The sequence below is a fragment of the Pelagimonas sp. genome (assembly GCF_050633425.1).
GTDB lineage: Bacteria > Pseudomonadota > Alphaproteobacteria > Rhodobacterales > Rhodobacteraceae > Pelagimonas.
The window spans coordinates 71,690-87,121 of record NZ_JBOEGM010000020.1 but is presented as its reverse complement, the minus strand read 5'-3'; the positions used below and the strand labels follow the sequence as shown (position 1 = coordinate 87,121).

Below are 15,432 nucleotides of genomic sequence, written 5' to 3'. Positions count from 1 at the left end.
TTTCGATCACGCCTCGTTCGCAGGTCTTACTGCCTGCATTTTGTCTAAACCTGCGCCAGTTTCGGATTTTTTGCAAGAATCAATGACTTCGGAAGTTAGATTTATGTGGATAACTCGCAACAGATCGGGAAATGACACACGAAAAACGGGCACCGATTGGGGTGCCCGTCTACGTCAAGTCGTTGAAATGCCCTTAATTACTACAAGGGATCGGTATCTCGGTACGTTCGACGCCGCGGCGTACGGTGCGTGTGCAAGTTTGCAACGCTCTGGCTGGTTTTTCTTCGGTGACCTCTTCAAGCCCCAAGAGTGACAACTGGTCGACTTCGATGGCTTCGGCAACAGTATCGTCGTTGCTGGCCATCAAGGACAAGGACAGTTGACCGGTTTTCTGGGCCTGTGCCAGCGCGGCAACTTGCTGTGGGCTTGCGGCAACGGTGACAGTTCGAGCGATGGTGGCTGCGGAGCTTTCGGCTTCAGACATTTGGTCAATCGCGATCAGGCCAACGCCGGTTTCGATGAGTTTGGTCACATCACCCTTTGGCAAGTTTGGGTTGTTACCTGGAATGCGGCCTGTCCAATAGACGTCGACACGGTCGCCAGGGCGCAAAAAGCCGGAAACACCTGACGCAACATCAACCTTAATGGCGTAAGCGCGCTGGCCTCTCTTAAGGCGCGATGTCAGGCCCGCGTCGCCGCCGGGTTCAGACAGCTTGATGGCCATCAATGCTTCAAACTTCTCCAACTGGCGCATGGCAACACGTGGTGTTTCACCGTCGGTGGCGGCTGGATTGGCCTCGTCAAAATACCCTTCTGGCAGGATTTCTGTGGGCCAGGGGGCCAATTGAATATCCTCAGGAAGGATCACCTCACCGTATGCAATTGCACGGTTGGTGACATAAATCTGCTGTGTCGGGATCGACGCCACAGATTTGGCGCGTTCCTGTTGCAGTGCGTTCTCATAGGCTCCGATGTAATTTTGCGCCATGTAGACGGCAAATCCGGCCAGCCCCAGCCCAGCAATAAGCACCAATCCGAAAACAAGTCGCATTTTTTTACCTCGTTTCTAACCTCAGGGCAGCCCAAACGGCTTTTTGCCCAAGTACTAGTTTGATCGTCAATTGTGGCCAAAAGTGGCCCTGATGGCGGTTCTTCCGTGAAACTTTGCACCGCAAGAACCGCATAGGAGAAAAGGCCGCCCCTCAGATGAGGAACAGCCTTCGATGCGTAGGGAATAGGGGATCAGAAGTCGTTTTCAGCAGCGACTGCTGTGCCAGCGGCGTCCATCAGTGCGAATGATGCATCTTCAACGGTGAAGAAAGCCACGGCTGACATACCGACCACTGCAGATGTAATTACAATCCAGTCTACTGTGACAGCGCCAGATTGGTCATCACGGAATGCCTTAAAAAATTTTAGCATCATGAACCCTTTCCTGCTTTTGATTGGGGGGTATTTTTCTTGGACAGGTTGGCCTGTCCAAGAGGTTCATACGTTAGCTAAAGCGCGACTTAGAAGTCGTTTTCAGCCGCAACTGCGCCGCCTGCAGCGGTGATCAGTGTGGTGGCGTTTGTTTCGATGGTCGAGTAAGCGGCGATGGCCAGACCAACAACAGCGGCTGTCAGAACAACCCAGTCTACAGTTACGGCGCCAGCTTCGTCTTTGCGGAAGTTTTTGATGAATTTGATCATTGGTCTCTCTCCAGAATTAGTCATGTTTTGCTCACCGTGTTGAACGTTGTGGGCCTCTCTCACTTGCCCCGTCCGCTGCGGTATGAAGACGTTATCGCCTTGCATTGGGGCGAGAATTTGACCCGATTGCAGTGTTTTCTAGCTTTCGGAGAAAATTGCTGAAAGTTTTTATAACAGGCTGAAAATAAAGGATTTAAAAGTTAACGAAGGTTAAAAGTTTAGGGAAAACCTATCCTTTTGGGTACCTGACTGTGGCACAATGTTTACGGTTCAGAGACACAGATGGATTTAAGCCCCTGATTGTGCCATATATGGAAAAAACACACCCAACGAAGGTGGCGAGCAGAGACATGGTGATACGATTTTTTTCTGTCGCATTGATTGCGACGGCGCTTTTCATGCCGATACAGGCACAGGCTCAAGCGGATTCGGGCGGGCGATCGGCAAAATGGCTTAAGCCGCCCAAGCCCGGTGACCGCCGCAGCATTGTTCAAGTGGCCCCGCGGGCGAATCCTGCTGTTCCGCCGCTTCCCAATTCCAAAGCAGATGTTGCAGCGCCAGCAACACCGAATGCGCCAGACGTAAAAGACAGTGGAAAACCATCGTCTCGGTATTCTTGGTTCTGGGATCAGGTGTCGCCAAGTCTCGGAACAACCGGGGCCGGGCGGTTGGAACCGGCGCTGGCCAGTTTAACCAAAGGTCCGCAAGGGCAGTCGGTGGCTTCACCGCGGCTTCAGAGCCTACAAGAAATTGCGGAGCGGCATGGGCGCGACATCTTAATGCAAACGATTGGAACCCAAGTGTCACCGGCATTGGCGTTGGCGGTGATTTCCGTCGAATCCTCTGGTCAAGCTGATGCCGTGAGCGGTGCTGGCGCGCAAGGGCTCATGCAATTGATGCCCGATACTGCCAAACGGTTTGGTGTGACCGACAGTCTGGATGCGGTGCAGAATATCAAAGGCGGGGTAAAGTTCCTCGATTTTCTGATGACCAAGTTTGACGGTGATCCGATTTTGGTGTTGGCCGGGTACAATGCTGGCGAGAACTCGATTGGAAAACATGATGGCGTGCCGCCCTTTTCCGAGACACGTGATTATGTTCCGAAAGTTTTGGCGGCGTTCAAGGTCGCCAGCGGTTTGTGCCTAACGCCGCCACAATTGGCGTCAGACGGCTGTGTATTCCGCATCTCGAAGTAATCAAATCAACGCAGTACGGCACCGGGGTTCATAATACCCGTGGGGTCCAGTGCTGTTTTAATCGCACGCATGGCAGCCAGCTTTGCAGGATCGCCATACCGTTCGAGATCGTCAATTTTGAAACGACCGATGCCATGTTCGGCGCTGATCGATCCGTCCAAGGCATGCACGAGGTCATGAATGCAGGTTTTGATGGCGTCACGCCTGTCATTACATAAAGCGCGATCCCGGCCTTTGGGCGGGAAGACATTATAATGCAAATTCCCGTCGCCCAAATGACCAAAGCAATTGATCCGAAAATCCCCCAGATCAGCCAAAGCCATTCCAGCCCTTTCTATGAAATCAGGCAGGAGGCTGAGCGGTACAGAAATGTCATGACTGGAAATCGCTCCAATCGCTCGGTTGGCTGACGGGATATGTTCGCGCATGTCCCAAAAGCTTTGAGCCTGCGCGAGGGATTGCGCGATCAGGCCATCGGTCACCAACTCTTGCTCAAATCCTTCAGCAAAGATTTCTTCAAGCGCGTCTTGTGGCGAAAGGCCTGTGGGCAGGCTGATTTCTATCAACACCGTCCATTCCGGGGCTTGCTTCCAAGGTTGGCGAATATCGGGGAGGCATTCGGACAGAAAGTCAAACCCGGTGCGGTTCATCAACTCAAATCCGGTGACAGTGTCGCCCATCCTGTCACGCGCCATGGCCAATAAAGACAATGCGGCCTGCGGAGACGGGACGGTCAACAAAGCGGTTCCCACTGTGCTGGGGCGTGGGAAAAGTTTGAGGCTGGCTGCGGTGATTATGCCCAAAGTGCCTTCGGCCCCAAGCAAGAGATGGCGCAAATCGTAACCGGTATTGTCCTTGCGCAACCGTTTGAGACCATTCCAGATCTTGCCATCCGGCAGAACAGCCTCGAGACCCAAGACGAGGTCGCGGGCATTGCCGTAGCGTAACACATTGGTTCCGCCGGCATTTGTCGACAACAAACCTCCGATGCGCGCCGACCCTTCTGACGCGAGAGACAGCGGAAACAGACGTTGGGCGTTAAGCGCTGCGCTCTGTACGTCGGCCAAAATAGCACCGGCCTCAACCGTGGCAACGTTTTCAAGCGGATGGACGGCGCGGATGGCCGTCATGCGTTCAAGCGACAAGAGCAAAGGCGCGGGCCCCTTTGGTGCGACTTGCCCGCCCACAAGGCCGGTTCCGCCGCCATAGGGAATGATGCCAACCTGTTTCGCACCACAGGTTTTGACGATTTTCGAAACCTCTTCGGTGCTGCGGGGGAGGGCGACCCAGGATGAGCATCCCTGCCAACGGCCACGCGGTTCTTCGAGGTGACGCGGTTCACTTGGCCGCACAGAGTCGGGGGGCAGGATTGTGCTTAGGGCTTGGGCAAAGATGTCGTCAGCGGGATTGAGGGGCATGCGCGGGTCCTAAATTGGGTGGCTTAGCAATACCCTGCAATGGGGCGTAACCCAAGCTGGTGTTTCCAAATGGGACGCTGATACGGCGTGCTTGGTGTTGGCCCCCCAACCTGACCTTCCCCCTTGGGGGGAAGGGAGCAAGGGGCATGCCGACCCTTGCACAACAGCGTGGTCTTATAGGCCAGCGGTGCTCTTGCCGCGCCGATCCATCCGCAAGGCGGCGTAAAGAACATGGGTGCGCCAGCGGCCATTGATCTGAAGATAGCTTTGTGCGACGCCTTCATATTTGAAATGTGACGCTTCGAGCAATCCGCGTGAGGCCACGTTTTCGGGCAGGCAGGCCGCTTCAATCCGGCTCAGGCCGAGCTTTTCGAAGCTGTGATGGACAACAGCGGAAATGGCTTCGCGCATATACCCGTGACGCGCGTATGGCTCTCCGATCCAATATCCAAGCGTGCCAGCCTGAGACGGGCCGCGCCGAATATTATCGAGTGTAATCGCCCCAAGCAGCGCCCCATCGTTGCGCCGGACCAAGAATAGCGGCACTGCGGTGCCACCTGATACAGAGCGCGCTGCCCAATAAACGCGGTTCGTAAAGGCGCGACGGCTCAGATGATCCGCGGACCAACTTGGCTCCCATGGGGTCAGGAAGTCACGGCTTTGCGCGCGCAAGGCGGACCACGCGGCAAAGTCACCATGCACAGGTGGGCGTAGTGTCAACCGCTCGGTCTCGAGCTTCAACTTGCGCCGCAAACTTAGCATTAGGCCGCCCTGCGCGCCTGAAGATCAGCCAAAGTCGGTGCCCCGGAAATCGGGCCATACAGGGCCAGAGAGGGGGCCGCCTTGGCCGCTTGTGATTGCGCGAAGGTCAAAACATCCTGCACGGTCACTGCGTCAATGCGTTTCACCGTGTCTTCGATTGGTGGCACACGGCCCCAAATCTGGACCATACGGGCCATACGCTCGGCACGGCTGGCTGGGCTTTCAAGCCCCATCAGCAAACCGGCCTTCATTTGGGCGCGGGCACGATCAATCTCTGATTGGCTCATATCTTCGGCGGCGCGCTTCATCTCGTCGATGGTCAGCATGGCCAGATCGCCAAGCTCTTCGCCGCTTGTCCCTGCATAGATCGTGGTCATTCCGGTGTCGGCATAGGCTCCGCTCTGGGCAAAAATTGTGTAGCACAATCCGCGTTTTTCACGGATTTCCTGGAAGAGGCGCGAAGACATGCCGCCGCCCAAAGCGCTGGAATAGATCTGCGCCGCATAGAAATCATCGTCGCGATAACCGGGACCTTCGAACGCCAGCGCCATATGCGCCTGTTCAAGATCTTTGATCTCGCGGCTTTCGCCCCCTTTATACAATGCCTTGGCAAAGCTGGGCGCGCTGCGGGCTGGAATGTGCCCAAACAAGGTTTCAGCCTGTGCAACCAATGTGTCGTGGTCAACACCGCCTGCGGCAGACAGGATCATCTGATCAGGTCCGTAATGTTCGGAGATAAAGGTCGACAAATCATCACGACCAAAACTGCGAACCCTATCCGCTTCGCCCAGAATAGTGCGTCCGATTGGCTGATCGGGATAGGCTTTCTCTTGCAACCAATCAAAAATCACATCGTCAGGCGTATCGCGCGCCTGCCCGATTTCTTGCAAGATCACATGTCGCTCGGTCTCGATCTCTTTTTGGTCGAAAACCGGATTGAGCAAAATGTCAGCAATTACATCCATCGCCAGCGCAGTATCGCCGGCCAAAACACGGGCGTAATAGGCGGTGACTTCGCGGGATGTATAGGCGTTGATATAGCCGCCAACATCTTCAATCTCTTCGGCAATCTGAAGCGCACTGCGTCGCTCGGTTCCTTTGAACGCCATGTGTTCAAGGAAATGTGCCACGCCGTTTTGCTCGGGGCGTTCATTGCGGCCACCAGCGGTGACCCAAATGCCGAGGGCAGCAGATTGCAGCCCTGGCATGTGTTCGGTCACGATGCGAAAGCCATTGGATAACGTGGCGAGTTGGACAGTCACTTGGCGATACGCTCCTGAATGAGGGTCTCCAGGGCTGTCAGGTCATTTGGAACCCGGGTCACCCGTTCGGAACGCTCATAAAGGTCTGCCATGCGATTGGGAAGAGGCGGACGAATGCCCGACGCGTTTTCCACTGCATCGGGGAATTTTGCCGGATGCGCGGTGGCCAAAGAGACCATCGGCGTGGTCGGAACACGACTTTCTTCGCCGATTTTGGCTGCAATGGCAGAATGCGGGCAAAGCAGTTCGCCCATTGTCTCGTTGGCCTGAGCAATAAAGGCGAGGGTTTCATCTTCGGACACGCGGCCTGAATCAAAGTCTTCGCGCAGGGCCTGCAAAGCCCCTTGAGAAACGTTGAAGCCGCCATTTGCCAGCTCATCCATCAATTGCGCCACGGCGGCACCGTCTTGATCATAGGCAAAGTAAAGCGCGCGTTCGAAATTGGAGCTGACCTGAATATCCATCGACGGGCTGATCGACGGCGCGACCTCGCCTTTTTGGTACGCGCCCGTGCTCAGGCAGCGATGCAGGATATCGTTTTGATTGGTCGCGACCACCAGCCGATCAATAGGCAGGCCCATTTTCTTGGCGATGTATCCTGCGAAAATATCACCGAAGTTGCCGGTCGGCACAGTAAAACTGATCTTGCGATCCGGGGCCCCCAGGGAGGCCGCCGCGCTAAAATAGTACACCACCTGTACCAAAACCCGCGCCCAGTTGATCGAATTGACACCGGCAAGTTTTACACCGTCGCGGAATTCGAAATGGTTGAACATATCTTTGAGACGGGCCTGACAATCGTCAAAATGGCCGTCCATCGCCAGCGCGTGCACATTGCTTTCTGACGGGGTTGTCATCTGGCGGCGCTGCACTTCGGACACACGGCCATGGGGGTAGAGGATAAAGACGTCTACGGCATCAAGTCCCTTGAAGGCTTCGATCGCCGCCGAGCCCGTATCGCCCGAAGTTGCCCCAACGATGGTCACGTGTTCTTGGCGTTTTGTCAGCTCAACTTGAAACAGCTGGCCGATCATTTGCATGGCGAAATCTTTGAATGCCAAGGTTGGGCCGTGGAACAGCTCGAGCAAGAAATGGTTGGGGGCCAGTTGCACCATGGGCGCGCGGGCATTGTGGCCAAACCCAGCATAGGCGCGGGTGATACAACCGCGCAATTCGTCATCGCTGAAGCTCTCGGACACAAATGGCTTCATGATCCGAAAGGCAGTTTCCTCATAGCTCAACCCTTGCAAGGCACGGATGTCATCGGTGCTCATCACCGGGATTTCTGCGGGGACGTATAGCCCGCCGTCACGGGCCAGCCCGGTCAACATCGCGTCAGCAAAGCTTAGTTCCGGTGCATTGCCACGGGTCGAGACATATTTCATTGGGTTAGCCTTTGTGCATTAGGCGTCGTATCCAGACGCCAGTCATCAAAATCCATATCCCGGCCAGAGAGAACCAGGTTATGGCATATTGCAAGTGGTCATTCGCCACACCGGAACTGTCGACGGGCAGGGGCATGACACCCTCATCCGCAGGCGACATGTTGCGGGTGATAATAAGGAGCGGTTCGGTATCCAACACTTCGGCCATTTGGGCGATGTCGCGGGCGAACCATGTGTTCTTGGCAACGTCATTTTCAGGCGTCGAGCTGTTGCGATCATCGGGCCAGTGCATGTTGCCAAGGATCTGTGCCGTGCCTGTGAAACGCTCCGCATCCTTTTTGTCGGTGGGAACAAACCCACGATCCAATAGCACGCGCCGACCGTCCTGCGTGGTGAAGGGCGAAATCACCCGCCAACCCGGCCCGCGCCGTTTGACAGAGACCAGCACAAACAAAGCACCGTCTTCGACTGTACCTTGCATTGTGACGGGTAAATACCGTTGTTCGCTCGGATAGATCATCTGGGGCAGGGGCTGGGCCTCGGCGACGATCACACGGTCGATTTCATCCAGGATGTCTGACTTCCAGGATAGGCGTTGTAGTTGCCATGTGCCAAGCGCAACGAGAATGGCGGCTCCGACTAGGCCAATCAACATTGGGGCAATGAGGCGTTTCACGACGGCAAATATCCAGAGGCTTTAACGAGCAAGACGCGCCACAGTGGGCGCGCCTTGTTTTTTCATTCCATCGGTTGGGTTTCAAGCCGAAAGGTTGGCTTAGCCGCCCCAGACATAGACTGCGACGAACAGAAACAGCCAAACAACGTCAACGAAGTGCCAGTACCAGGCCGCAGCCTCAAAGCCGAGGTGGTTGGTGGCGGTGAAGTGACCGCGCAAAACCCGCATCAGGCAGATGAACAGAAAGATGGTGCCGACAATCACGTGGAAGCCGTGGAAGCCTGTCGCCATGAAGAAGTTCGCGCCGTAGATGTTGCCGCCAAAGCCAAAGGCTGCGTGGCCATATTCATATGCCTGAAACACGGTGAAGATCAGGCCAAGAACGATGGCGATGGTCAGGCCAGACTTGATGTCCTGACGGTTGTCTTCTTCGTGAACCAGAGCGTGGTGGGCCCATGTCGCTGCCGCACCAGAGCACAGCAGAATCAACGTGTTGATCAGCGGAAGATGCCAAGGGTCAAATGTTTCGATGCCAACTGGGGGCCAAACGCCATCAATGGCCGGGCTCAGACCTTCGGGGTGCATCGGATACATGGCGTGCTTGAAAAAGCTCCAGAACCAAGCAAAGAAGAACATGATTTCCGACATGATGAACAGGATAAAGCCGTAGCGCAGGCCGATCAGAACAACGGGTGTGTGATCACCAACTTGGTTTTCCGCCACGGTTTCCGACCACCAGCCAAACATGACGTACAAAACGCCAACAAAGCCGATCAGGAACATCCATGGGCTATCTTTGCTCATCCACATGACGGCGCCGAAAAGCATGATGAAACCTGCAACCGAGCCCAGAAGGGGCCAGATAGAGGGGTTCAGAATGTGATAATCGTGGTTCTTGGCGTGGGCCATATTCTGTCCTCGTTTCGCGTTAGTTCAAAGACGTTTGAGCGTCTGTTGTTGATGTCAAAGCGGCCTGCGCATCGTTGGGCAAGTCGATTTGGTAAAAGGTGTAGGAAAGCGTGATGTGGCCGGTATGTTTGGCGTCGCTGTCATTGATAATGTCAGGATCGACAAAGAAAACCACCGGCATTTGCACACGCTCACCGGGTTGAAGCACTTGCTCGGTAAAGCAAAAACACTCAATTTTTGAGAAGTAACCACCAGCGGAATAGGGGGCGACGTTGTAAGACGCCTGACCCGCGACCGGTTTGTCGGTTGGGTTATACGCCTCGTAAAAGGCCATGCCTTCTTCGCCGATGCGCAATTCCATCTCAAGCTGCATGGGTTTGAATTCCCATGGCATATTGCGTTCCAACGATGCGTCAAACCGCACTTTGATGGTCTGATCCAGAATCTCACCGGCGGGACCTTCGGCAATGTTGGGCGTGCCGCCAAAACCCGTAACTCGGCAGAACCAGTCGTAAAACGGGACCGAAGCCCATGCCAATGCGCCCATGGTGACGACGACGCCAACCAATTGCAGCACTGTTTTGGTTTTCGGGTCAGTTGCCATTCGCAGTCTCCGCAGCAGGCATCCGAAATTCCGGGCTTGTGACTTTGACAACGGTCAACCCCATGATGATGGCGACAAAGGCCGCCAAAGTCAGGCCGAGGCCGATATTGCGGCCTTTGCGGCGCGCATGCAATTCGTGTTGTTTGGTCAGGCTCACAGCAGGGCTCCGAATTTATCAAGCCCAGCTTCGATCAAAATCGCTCCAAAATGGGCGAAGAGATAGAGCAAGGAAAGTTTGAAGAATTTACGCTCGGCGGCAAAGTTGTCGGCTTCGGACATGTCTTCGTCGCGGCGGTAGATGTCATATGCCCCCTTGAGGAACAAGGCGTTCAGCACAACGGCGACGCTCAGGTAAACCCATCCACCCACTTGGGTAAAGCCAAGGGCGATGGCTAGGGTTGCAAGCAGGGCTGTGTAACCAAGGATGTGGCGGCGTGTCGCCGGGCGGCCATGGGTCACAGTCAACATTGGAACGCCAGCATCGTCATAATCGCTGCGCATGAACAGGCAGAGCGCCCAGAAATGCGGCGGCGTCCACATGAATGTCAGGCAGAACATCAAAACAGAGGCGGTCGAGATTTCGCCCGTCGCGGCGGCCCAGCCGATCATCGGGGGGAAGGCCCCGGCGGCACCGCCAATAACGATGTTTTGCGGCGTCAAACGCTTGAGCCACATGGTGTATATCACCACATAAAAGAAGATGGTAAAGGCCAGCAACCCACCGGCCAGCCAATTGGTGGCAAGGCCAAGAAAGACGCAGGCAAAGACCGACAGGGTGATGCCAAAGGCAAAGGCCTCTTCGCGGGTAACGCGGCCTGCGGGGATCGGACGGCCCTTGGTGCGCTTCATCACAGCGTCGATGTCCGCGTCGTACCACATGTTCAATGCGCCAGACGCGCCGCCACCGATGGCGATGAACAAGATCGCGCAGAACCCGACAAAGGGATGCACAGGCATGGGCGCGGCGAGCAGACCAACAAAGGCGGTAAAGACCACAAGCGTCATCACACGTGGCTTGAGCAAGGCGAAAAAGTCGCCGAACTGTGCCTCGTTTTCGATGGGCTTGCTTTGAAAGCTGGCGTCGCTCATGTGCTGTGTCCGCTTGGGTCTTGAGTGTTTAAGAAGTCAGATGGCGCGAGTGCCGCGCCAATCTATTTTATGGTGGGGCAGGGCCCCAATTAGGATTAGTTGGTCAAGAAAGTGCTGACGTCGACATAGTCCGCGCCGCCTTTGTTGGCCTCAACCCAAGCATCATAAGCCGCTTCGGAAACCACTTTGACGGTGATGGGCATATAAGCGTGGGCGATACCACAGAGCTCAGAACACTGACCAAAATAGATGCCTTCGCGCTCAGGTGTGAACCAGAGTTCCGCAAGACGGCCAGGAACGGCGTCTTGTTTCACACCAAAGGCGGGGATGGTCCAGGAGTGGATCACGTCCGCACCGGTCACCTGCATCACAACGGTTTTGCCGATAGGCACAACAACGGCTGTGTCGGTGGCCAAAAGGAAATCTTCCTTGGCATAACCCGCTTCGACCAGTTCGGCCTCAACGTCAGGAGACATACGGTTTTCACCGGCACCGATCATGTAGCTGTCAAAGGCCAGCTCGTCTTCGCCGACATATTCATAACCCCAGTACCACTGGTAACCGGTTACTTTGATGGTGATGTCACCCTCGGGAATTTCCTGCTGCGCGAAAAGCACGGGCAGCGAAAAGGCCCCAATAACCACAAGAATCGCGATTGGAACGATCGTCCAGGCAATCTCAAGCGGGGTGTTGTGGGTAAAGCTGGCGGGGGTTGGGTTGGCGCGGCGGTTGTGACGAAGAATCACAAAGGCCAACAGGCCGGTCACAAACAATGTGATGATCGTGATGATCACCAACAGCAGGTGGTCCAGGCCTTGCAGCTGCTCGGCCAGGCTCGTTGCGGGGGGTTGCCATCCCATGGCACCATCGACAGGTTTCCCCACGATTTCGAGCTCTTGTGCCAGCGCGGGTGCAGCCAGGAAAGTGGCCGCCAGGCCCGTCAGCATCGTCTTCAGTTGCATATCTCACCCTGATCGGTTTCGAATTCTGTTACTTACGGAAAAAGGAGGGCACCGGCAAACCGACTCCCTCACCTCCCATTGCGTTCTGTGCGTTTAAAATCATATTCTGGTGCACCTATAAAGTACCACCCTTGCGGCAAAGCGCCGCTTTTCTTGATCCAGATCAAATCGAGGCCCCCATGAGTGACGCCCCTTTCCGCCCGTTTGAGACCCATCTCGACTTAGACAAGAGCACCCAAATACTGCGAGATGCCCTAGCCGGGGCTGAGGATGGAGAGCTGTTCTTGGAGCGTAAGCGCTCGGAATCGTTGGTTTTTGACGATGGTCGGGTTAAAACCGCAAGCTATGATGCCTCAGAAGGGTTTGGTTTGCGGGCGGTCAATCAAGAGGTGGCGGGATATGCCCATGCCACTGAAATAAGTGAATCGGCGCTGTTGCGCGCCTCTGAGACAGCGCGTCTTGCGGTTGGCCAGGGGGGCGGTGTTCTTGCTCCGCCGCCTGCTGGTACAAATAAGCGTCTTTATACTGACAATGATCCGATTGCCGGGGCTGATTTCCCGGTCAAGATCGCAACATTGCGTGAAATAGATGCCTTTGCCCGCGATCTTGATTCGCGTGTTGTGCAAGTGACGGCGACAATCGCGGCGTCTTTGCAGGAAATCGCGATTTTACGGCCCGAAGGCGGTTTGGTTATGGATGTGCGCCCGATGACGCGGGTGAATGTTTCTGTGATTGTTGAAAAAGACGGGCGTCGCGAATCTGGGACAGCGGGCGGTGGTGGCCGGGTGGCCCTTGACGGCTTGCTGGATCCGCAAGACTGGCAGTCCAAAGCCCGCGAAGCGCTGCGCATCGCTTTGGTCAACCTCGAGGCAGAACCGGCACCGGCGGGCGTAATGGACATTGTGCTTGGTCCCGGCTGGCCCGGTATTTTGCTACACGAAGCCATTGGGCACGGGTTGGAAGGCGATGCGAACCGCAAGGGATCATCTGTGTTTGCCGGGCTCATGGGGGAGCAGGTCGCGGCAAAAGGGGTCACCGTTTTGGATGACGGGACAATACCAGACCGTCGTGGTTCGATTTCCGTTGATGACGAAGGCACGCCCTCTGGTAAAAACGTGCTGATCGAGGACGGTGTGTTGGTGGGCTATATGCAAGACCGGCAAAATGCCCGGTTGATGGGCGACAAGCCCACCGGAAATGGGCGCCGCGAAAGCTATGCGCATGTCCCGATGCCACGCATGACCAACACCTATATGTTAGGTGGCCAAGACGATCCGTCCGACATTGTTTCCGGGCTGGAAGATGGCATTTGGGCCGTCGGCTTTGGGGGCGGGCAGGTTGATATCACCAACGGCAAATTCGTGTTTTCCTGCACAGAAGCGTATCGCGTCAAAAACGGCAAAGTCGGTGCTCCGGTCAAAGGGGCGACATTAATCGGCGATGGCGCAAATGCGTTGAAACGTATTCAAGCGCTCGGCAACGACATGGCGCTTGATCCTGGCATGGGCAATTGCGGCAAAGCAGGTCAGTGGGTTCCGGTCGGGGTTGGGCAGCCAACTGTGCGGATCGGGGGGCTGACGGTCGGGGGAGCGGGGGGCTGACATTCAGCGAATCCCGCGAAAATGGTTAATCGATTCGACTGAATTTCGCGGCGACCCAAGGGTTTGCCGCGACGTCATCTGAATAAGATGCATTAAAAAACGCTTTGTTTCAACGCTTTGTAACTAAAACTGCAGAAACTTGCTGCAGTTTACCGGTGATTAACCCTCATTGCGCTACCCCTATAGGTGCAAGACGACGGGGCTAAGATGCGCGACAACAGCTACTCTTCCACTCACCCCCCACTCCCACCCACCACGGAAGATGTCCGTGTGTCGTGGCTCCGTCTCTTGCGGTCACGCCGGGTAGGAATTTCAACCTTCTGGCGTCTTCTTTCCGAACATGGCAGCGCGCAAAATGCGCTTGATGCTTTGCCTGATGTGGCGCGATCCGCTGGTGTGCAGCGCTATGAGGTCTGCCCAGAAGGCGTTGTTCATGCCGAACTCAAAGCCGGACGTATGCGCGGTGCGCAGCTGATATGCCACGGCGATCCAAATTATCCAGCTGATTTAGCAGAACTGTCGGATGCGCCTCCGATGCTTTGGGTTGTTGGTGATCCGGCTGCACTCACGCGTCCCATGGTGGCCTTGGTTGGCGCGCGCAATGCATCGTCTCTTGGGCTACGTATGGCACGTTCTCTCTCGGGCGGTTTGGGCGCTGCGGGGTATCAAGTCGTGTCAGGTCTCGCACGTGGTATTGATACCGCAGCCCATGTCGAAGCCGTTGATCATGGGACAATCGCCGTTATGGCCGGTGGAGTTGACGTTCTCTACCCGTCAGAAAACACCCGATTGGCCGAAGAAATCGTGACCAAGGGGGGCGCTTTGATCAGCGAACAACCTATGGGCCTTCAACCAACGGCGCGGCATTTCCCAATGCGCAACAGGATCGTTTCTGGCTTGTCACGTGCCGTTGTCGTTGTGGAAGCCGCAGCCAAATCCGGCTCGCTCATCACCGCGCGTTGCGCGCTGGATCAAGGGCGTGAAGTTCTGGCTGTTCCGGGTCACCCGATGGATGCCCGCGCCAGCGGGTGCAATATCCTGATCCGGGATGGGGCGCGTTTGGTGCGCAACACTGAGGACATCCTTGAGGCCTTGCCGCCATCTGAGCCGGCTCAACAAGCCGAATTTCCGGGTTTTGAAGATTCGATACCTCCCGGTGATATTCTGAGATCTCTCCCTGAGGGCCCGCCACCCCGCCGAAGTTTGCGCGAGACAGCAAATCTGCACCTGCAAATCTTACAACAACTCGGGCCATCTCCGGTCGCAGAAGATCAGCTCATTCGTGATCTCGGGGTCGGATCCGGCGACGTATCGCCGGTTTTGACAGATTTGGAATTAGAGGGCCGTGTGCAACGCCAACCCGGCGGGTTGCTGTCCTTGACCCCTGAACGCAATACTGATCCAGACGGCACACGACATTGATGGTCAATTGGCGCAAACTTCCAAAATGACCGGGTGCCATTTGGGGCAAAACTGCGTATCGGCCCACCACGCATCCGTAGCGCCAAACGTCTGGTGTGTCGCAACCCAGGTTCGACCGGAGCGTTCATACAAGACCTGCATGTCTGCACCGCTCCAATATTCCCGATCCTCGTATTCACGGTACCGCGGGCCCAAATCGTCAAATCCAATTTCTTGGCCACCCGGCCGGACTGGTTTCAGCATGCCAAAAGCAACATCCCCCTCAACCCGCAGCTCCTGCACCACAAAAACCACGGGTGCGCCGAAAACCGCTTCGGCATGGGGGCGCATGGCATCCATCAAATCATTGCGAATTTGCGATCCGCGCTGCGGTTCCTCCCACGCAACCGCTTGGAATGGCAGTGTTGTTGCGAATGCAATGGATGCAGCAAGTGCCGAAAAACGCATGAAAAACC

The 15,432-nt window shown here is 55.8% G+C and carries 17 protein-coding genes; 3 read left to right on the top strand and 14 right to left on the bottom strand.

What is annotated here, in order from left to right; all coding sequences use genetic code 11:
• Positions 1-193 precede the first annotated feature (193 nt).
• The 3 genes from cpaB to ACRBB0_RS16155 form a co-directional block, all read right to left on the bottom strand.
• The gene (gene cpaB, locus ACRBB0_RS16165; RefSeq protein ID WP_431375484.1) at positions 194-1,051 is read right to left on the bottom strand and encodes a Flp pilus assembly protein CpaB; all 858 of its coding nucleotides are present in this window, start codon (positions 1,049-1,051) and stop codon (positions 194-196) included.
• Positions 1,052-1,242: 191 nt separating this feature from the next.
• The gene (locus ACRBB0_RS16160; protein WP_431375483.1) at positions 1,243-1,425 is read right to left on the bottom strand and encodes a hypothetical protein; all 183 of its coding nucleotides are present in this window, start codon (positions 1,423-1,425) and stop codon (positions 1,243-1,245) included.
• A gap of 86 nt (positions 1,426-1,511) precedes the next feature.
• On the bottom strand, positions 1,512-1,691 hold the full coding sequence (locus ACRBB0_RS16155; protein WP_299930108.1) for a Flp family type IVb pilin: 180 nt from the start codon (positions 1,689-1,691) through the stop codon (positions 1,512-1,514).
• 350 nt (positions 1,692-2,041) lie between these two features.
• On the opposite strand from ACRBB0_RS16155, the gene ACRBB0_RS16150 reads away from it, so the two are divergent.
• Positions 2,042-2,887, top strand: a complete 846-nt coding sequence (locus ACRBB0_RS16150; RefSeq protein WP_431375482.1) for a lytic transglycosylase domain-containing protein — start codon at positions 2,042-2,044, stop codon at positions 2,885-2,887.
• Positions 2,888-2,892: 5 nt separating this feature from the next.
• Here ACRBB0_RS16150 and ACRBB0_RS16145 read toward each other — a convergent pair whose 3' ends face one another.
• The 10 genes from ACRBB0_RS16145 to coxB all read right to left on the bottom strand — a co-directional run bounded on the left by ACRBB0_RS16145 (position 2,893) and on the right by coxB (position 11,954).
• Entirely contained in the window at positions 2,893-4,305 is a 1,413-nt protein-coding gene (locus ACRBB0_RS16145; protein ID WP_431375481.1) for an FAD-binding oxidoreductase, read from the bottom strand.
• Positions 4,306-4,479: 174 nt separating this feature from the next.
• Complete coding sequence (locus ACRBB0_RS16140; protein WP_431375480.1) at positions 4,480-5,067, bottom strand: GNAT family N-acetyltransferase; 588 nt, start codon at positions 5,065-5,067, stop codon at positions 4,480-4,482.
• Positions 5,067-6,329, bottom strand: coding sequence for a M16 family metallopeptidase (locus ACRBB0_RS16135; protein ID WP_431375479.1), 1,263 nt, complete (start codon positions 6,327-6,329; stop codon positions 5,067-5,069). Before ACRBB0_RS16135 ends, ACRBB0_RS16140 begins: the two co-directional genes overlap by 1 nt.
• Positions 6,326-7,714 carry a threonine synthase gene (gene thrC / locus ACRBB0_RS16130; protein WP_431375478.1) on the bottom strand — a complete coding sequence of 463 codons (1,389 nt, stop codon included), beginning with the start codon at positions 7,712-7,714 and terminating at the stop codon, positions 6,326-6,328. The genes ACRBB0_RS16135 and thrC overlap by 4 nt, the downstream gene beginning before the upstream one ends.
• Positions 7,715-7,718: 4 nt before the next feature.
• Positions 7,719-8,390, bottom strand: a complete 672-nt coding sequence (locus tag ACRBB0_RS16125) for an SURF1 family protein (protein ID WP_431375477.1) — start codon at positions 8,388-8,390, stop codon at positions 7,719-7,721.
• Between the two features lie 99 nt (positions 8,391-8,489).
• Entirely contained in the window at positions 8,490-9,299 is an 810-nt protein-coding gene (locus tag ACRBB0_RS16120; RefSeq protein WP_431375476.1) for a cytochrome c oxidase subunit 3, read from the bottom strand.
• A gap of 19 nt (positions 9,300-9,318) precedes the next feature.
• The gene (locus ACRBB0_RS16115) at positions 9,319-9,903 is read right to left on the bottom strand and encodes a cytochrome c oxidase assembly protein (protein ID WP_431375475.1); all 585 of its coding nucleotides are present in this window, start codon (positions 9,901-9,903) and stop codon (positions 9,319-9,321) included.
• Complete coding sequence (locus ACRBB0_RS16110; RefSeq protein WP_431375474.1) at positions 9,893-10,060, bottom strand: hypothetical protein; 168 nt, start codon at positions 10,058-10,060, stop codon at positions 9,893-9,895. Before ACRBB0_RS16110 ends, ACRBB0_RS16115 begins: the two co-directional genes overlap by 11 nt.
• Positions 10,057-10,992: a heme o synthase gene (cyoE, locus tag ACRBB0_RS16105; RefSeq protein ID WP_431375473.1), complete on the bottom strand. Its 936-nt coding sequence runs from the start codon at positions 10,990-10,992 to the stop codon at positions 10,057-10,059. Before cyoE ends, ACRBB0_RS16110 begins: the two co-directional genes overlap by 4 nt.
• A 95-nt stretch (positions 10,993-11,087) precedes the next feature.
• The gene (gene coxB, locus ACRBB0_RS16100; protein WP_431375472.1) at positions 11,088-11,954 is read right to left on the bottom strand and encodes a cytochrome c oxidase subunit II; all 867 of its coding nucleotides are present in this window, start codon (positions 11,952-11,954) and stop codon (positions 11,088-11,090) included.
• A gap of 179 nt (positions 11,955-12,133) precedes the next feature.
• On the opposite strand from coxB, the gene tldD reads away from it, so the two are divergent.
• Positions 12,134-13,555 (top strand): metalloprotease TldD, encoded by a 1,422-nt coding sequence (gene tldD, locus ACRBB0_RS16095; RefSeq protein WP_431375471.1) that lies wholly within the window; start codon positions 12,134-12,136, stop codon positions 13,553-13,555.
• Between the two features lie 207 nt (positions 13,556-13,762).
• Positions 13,763-14,977 carry a DNA-processing protein DprA gene (gene dprA, locus ACRBB0_RS16090; RefSeq protein ID WP_431375470.1) on the top strand — a complete coding sequence of 405 codons (1,215 nt, stop codon included), beginning with the start codon at positions 13,763-13,765 and terminating at the stop codon, positions 14,975-14,977.
• Positions 14,978-14,980: 3 nt separating this feature from the next.
• On the opposite strand, the gene ACRBB0_RS16085 is transcribed toward dprA, so the two are convergent.
• Positions 14,981-15,424, bottom strand: a complete 444-nt coding sequence (locus tag ACRBB0_RS16085; RefSeq protein WP_431375469.1) for a hypothetical protein — start codon at positions 15,422-15,424, stop codon at positions 14,981-14,983.
• Positions 15,425-15,432: the final 8 nt, after the last annotated feature.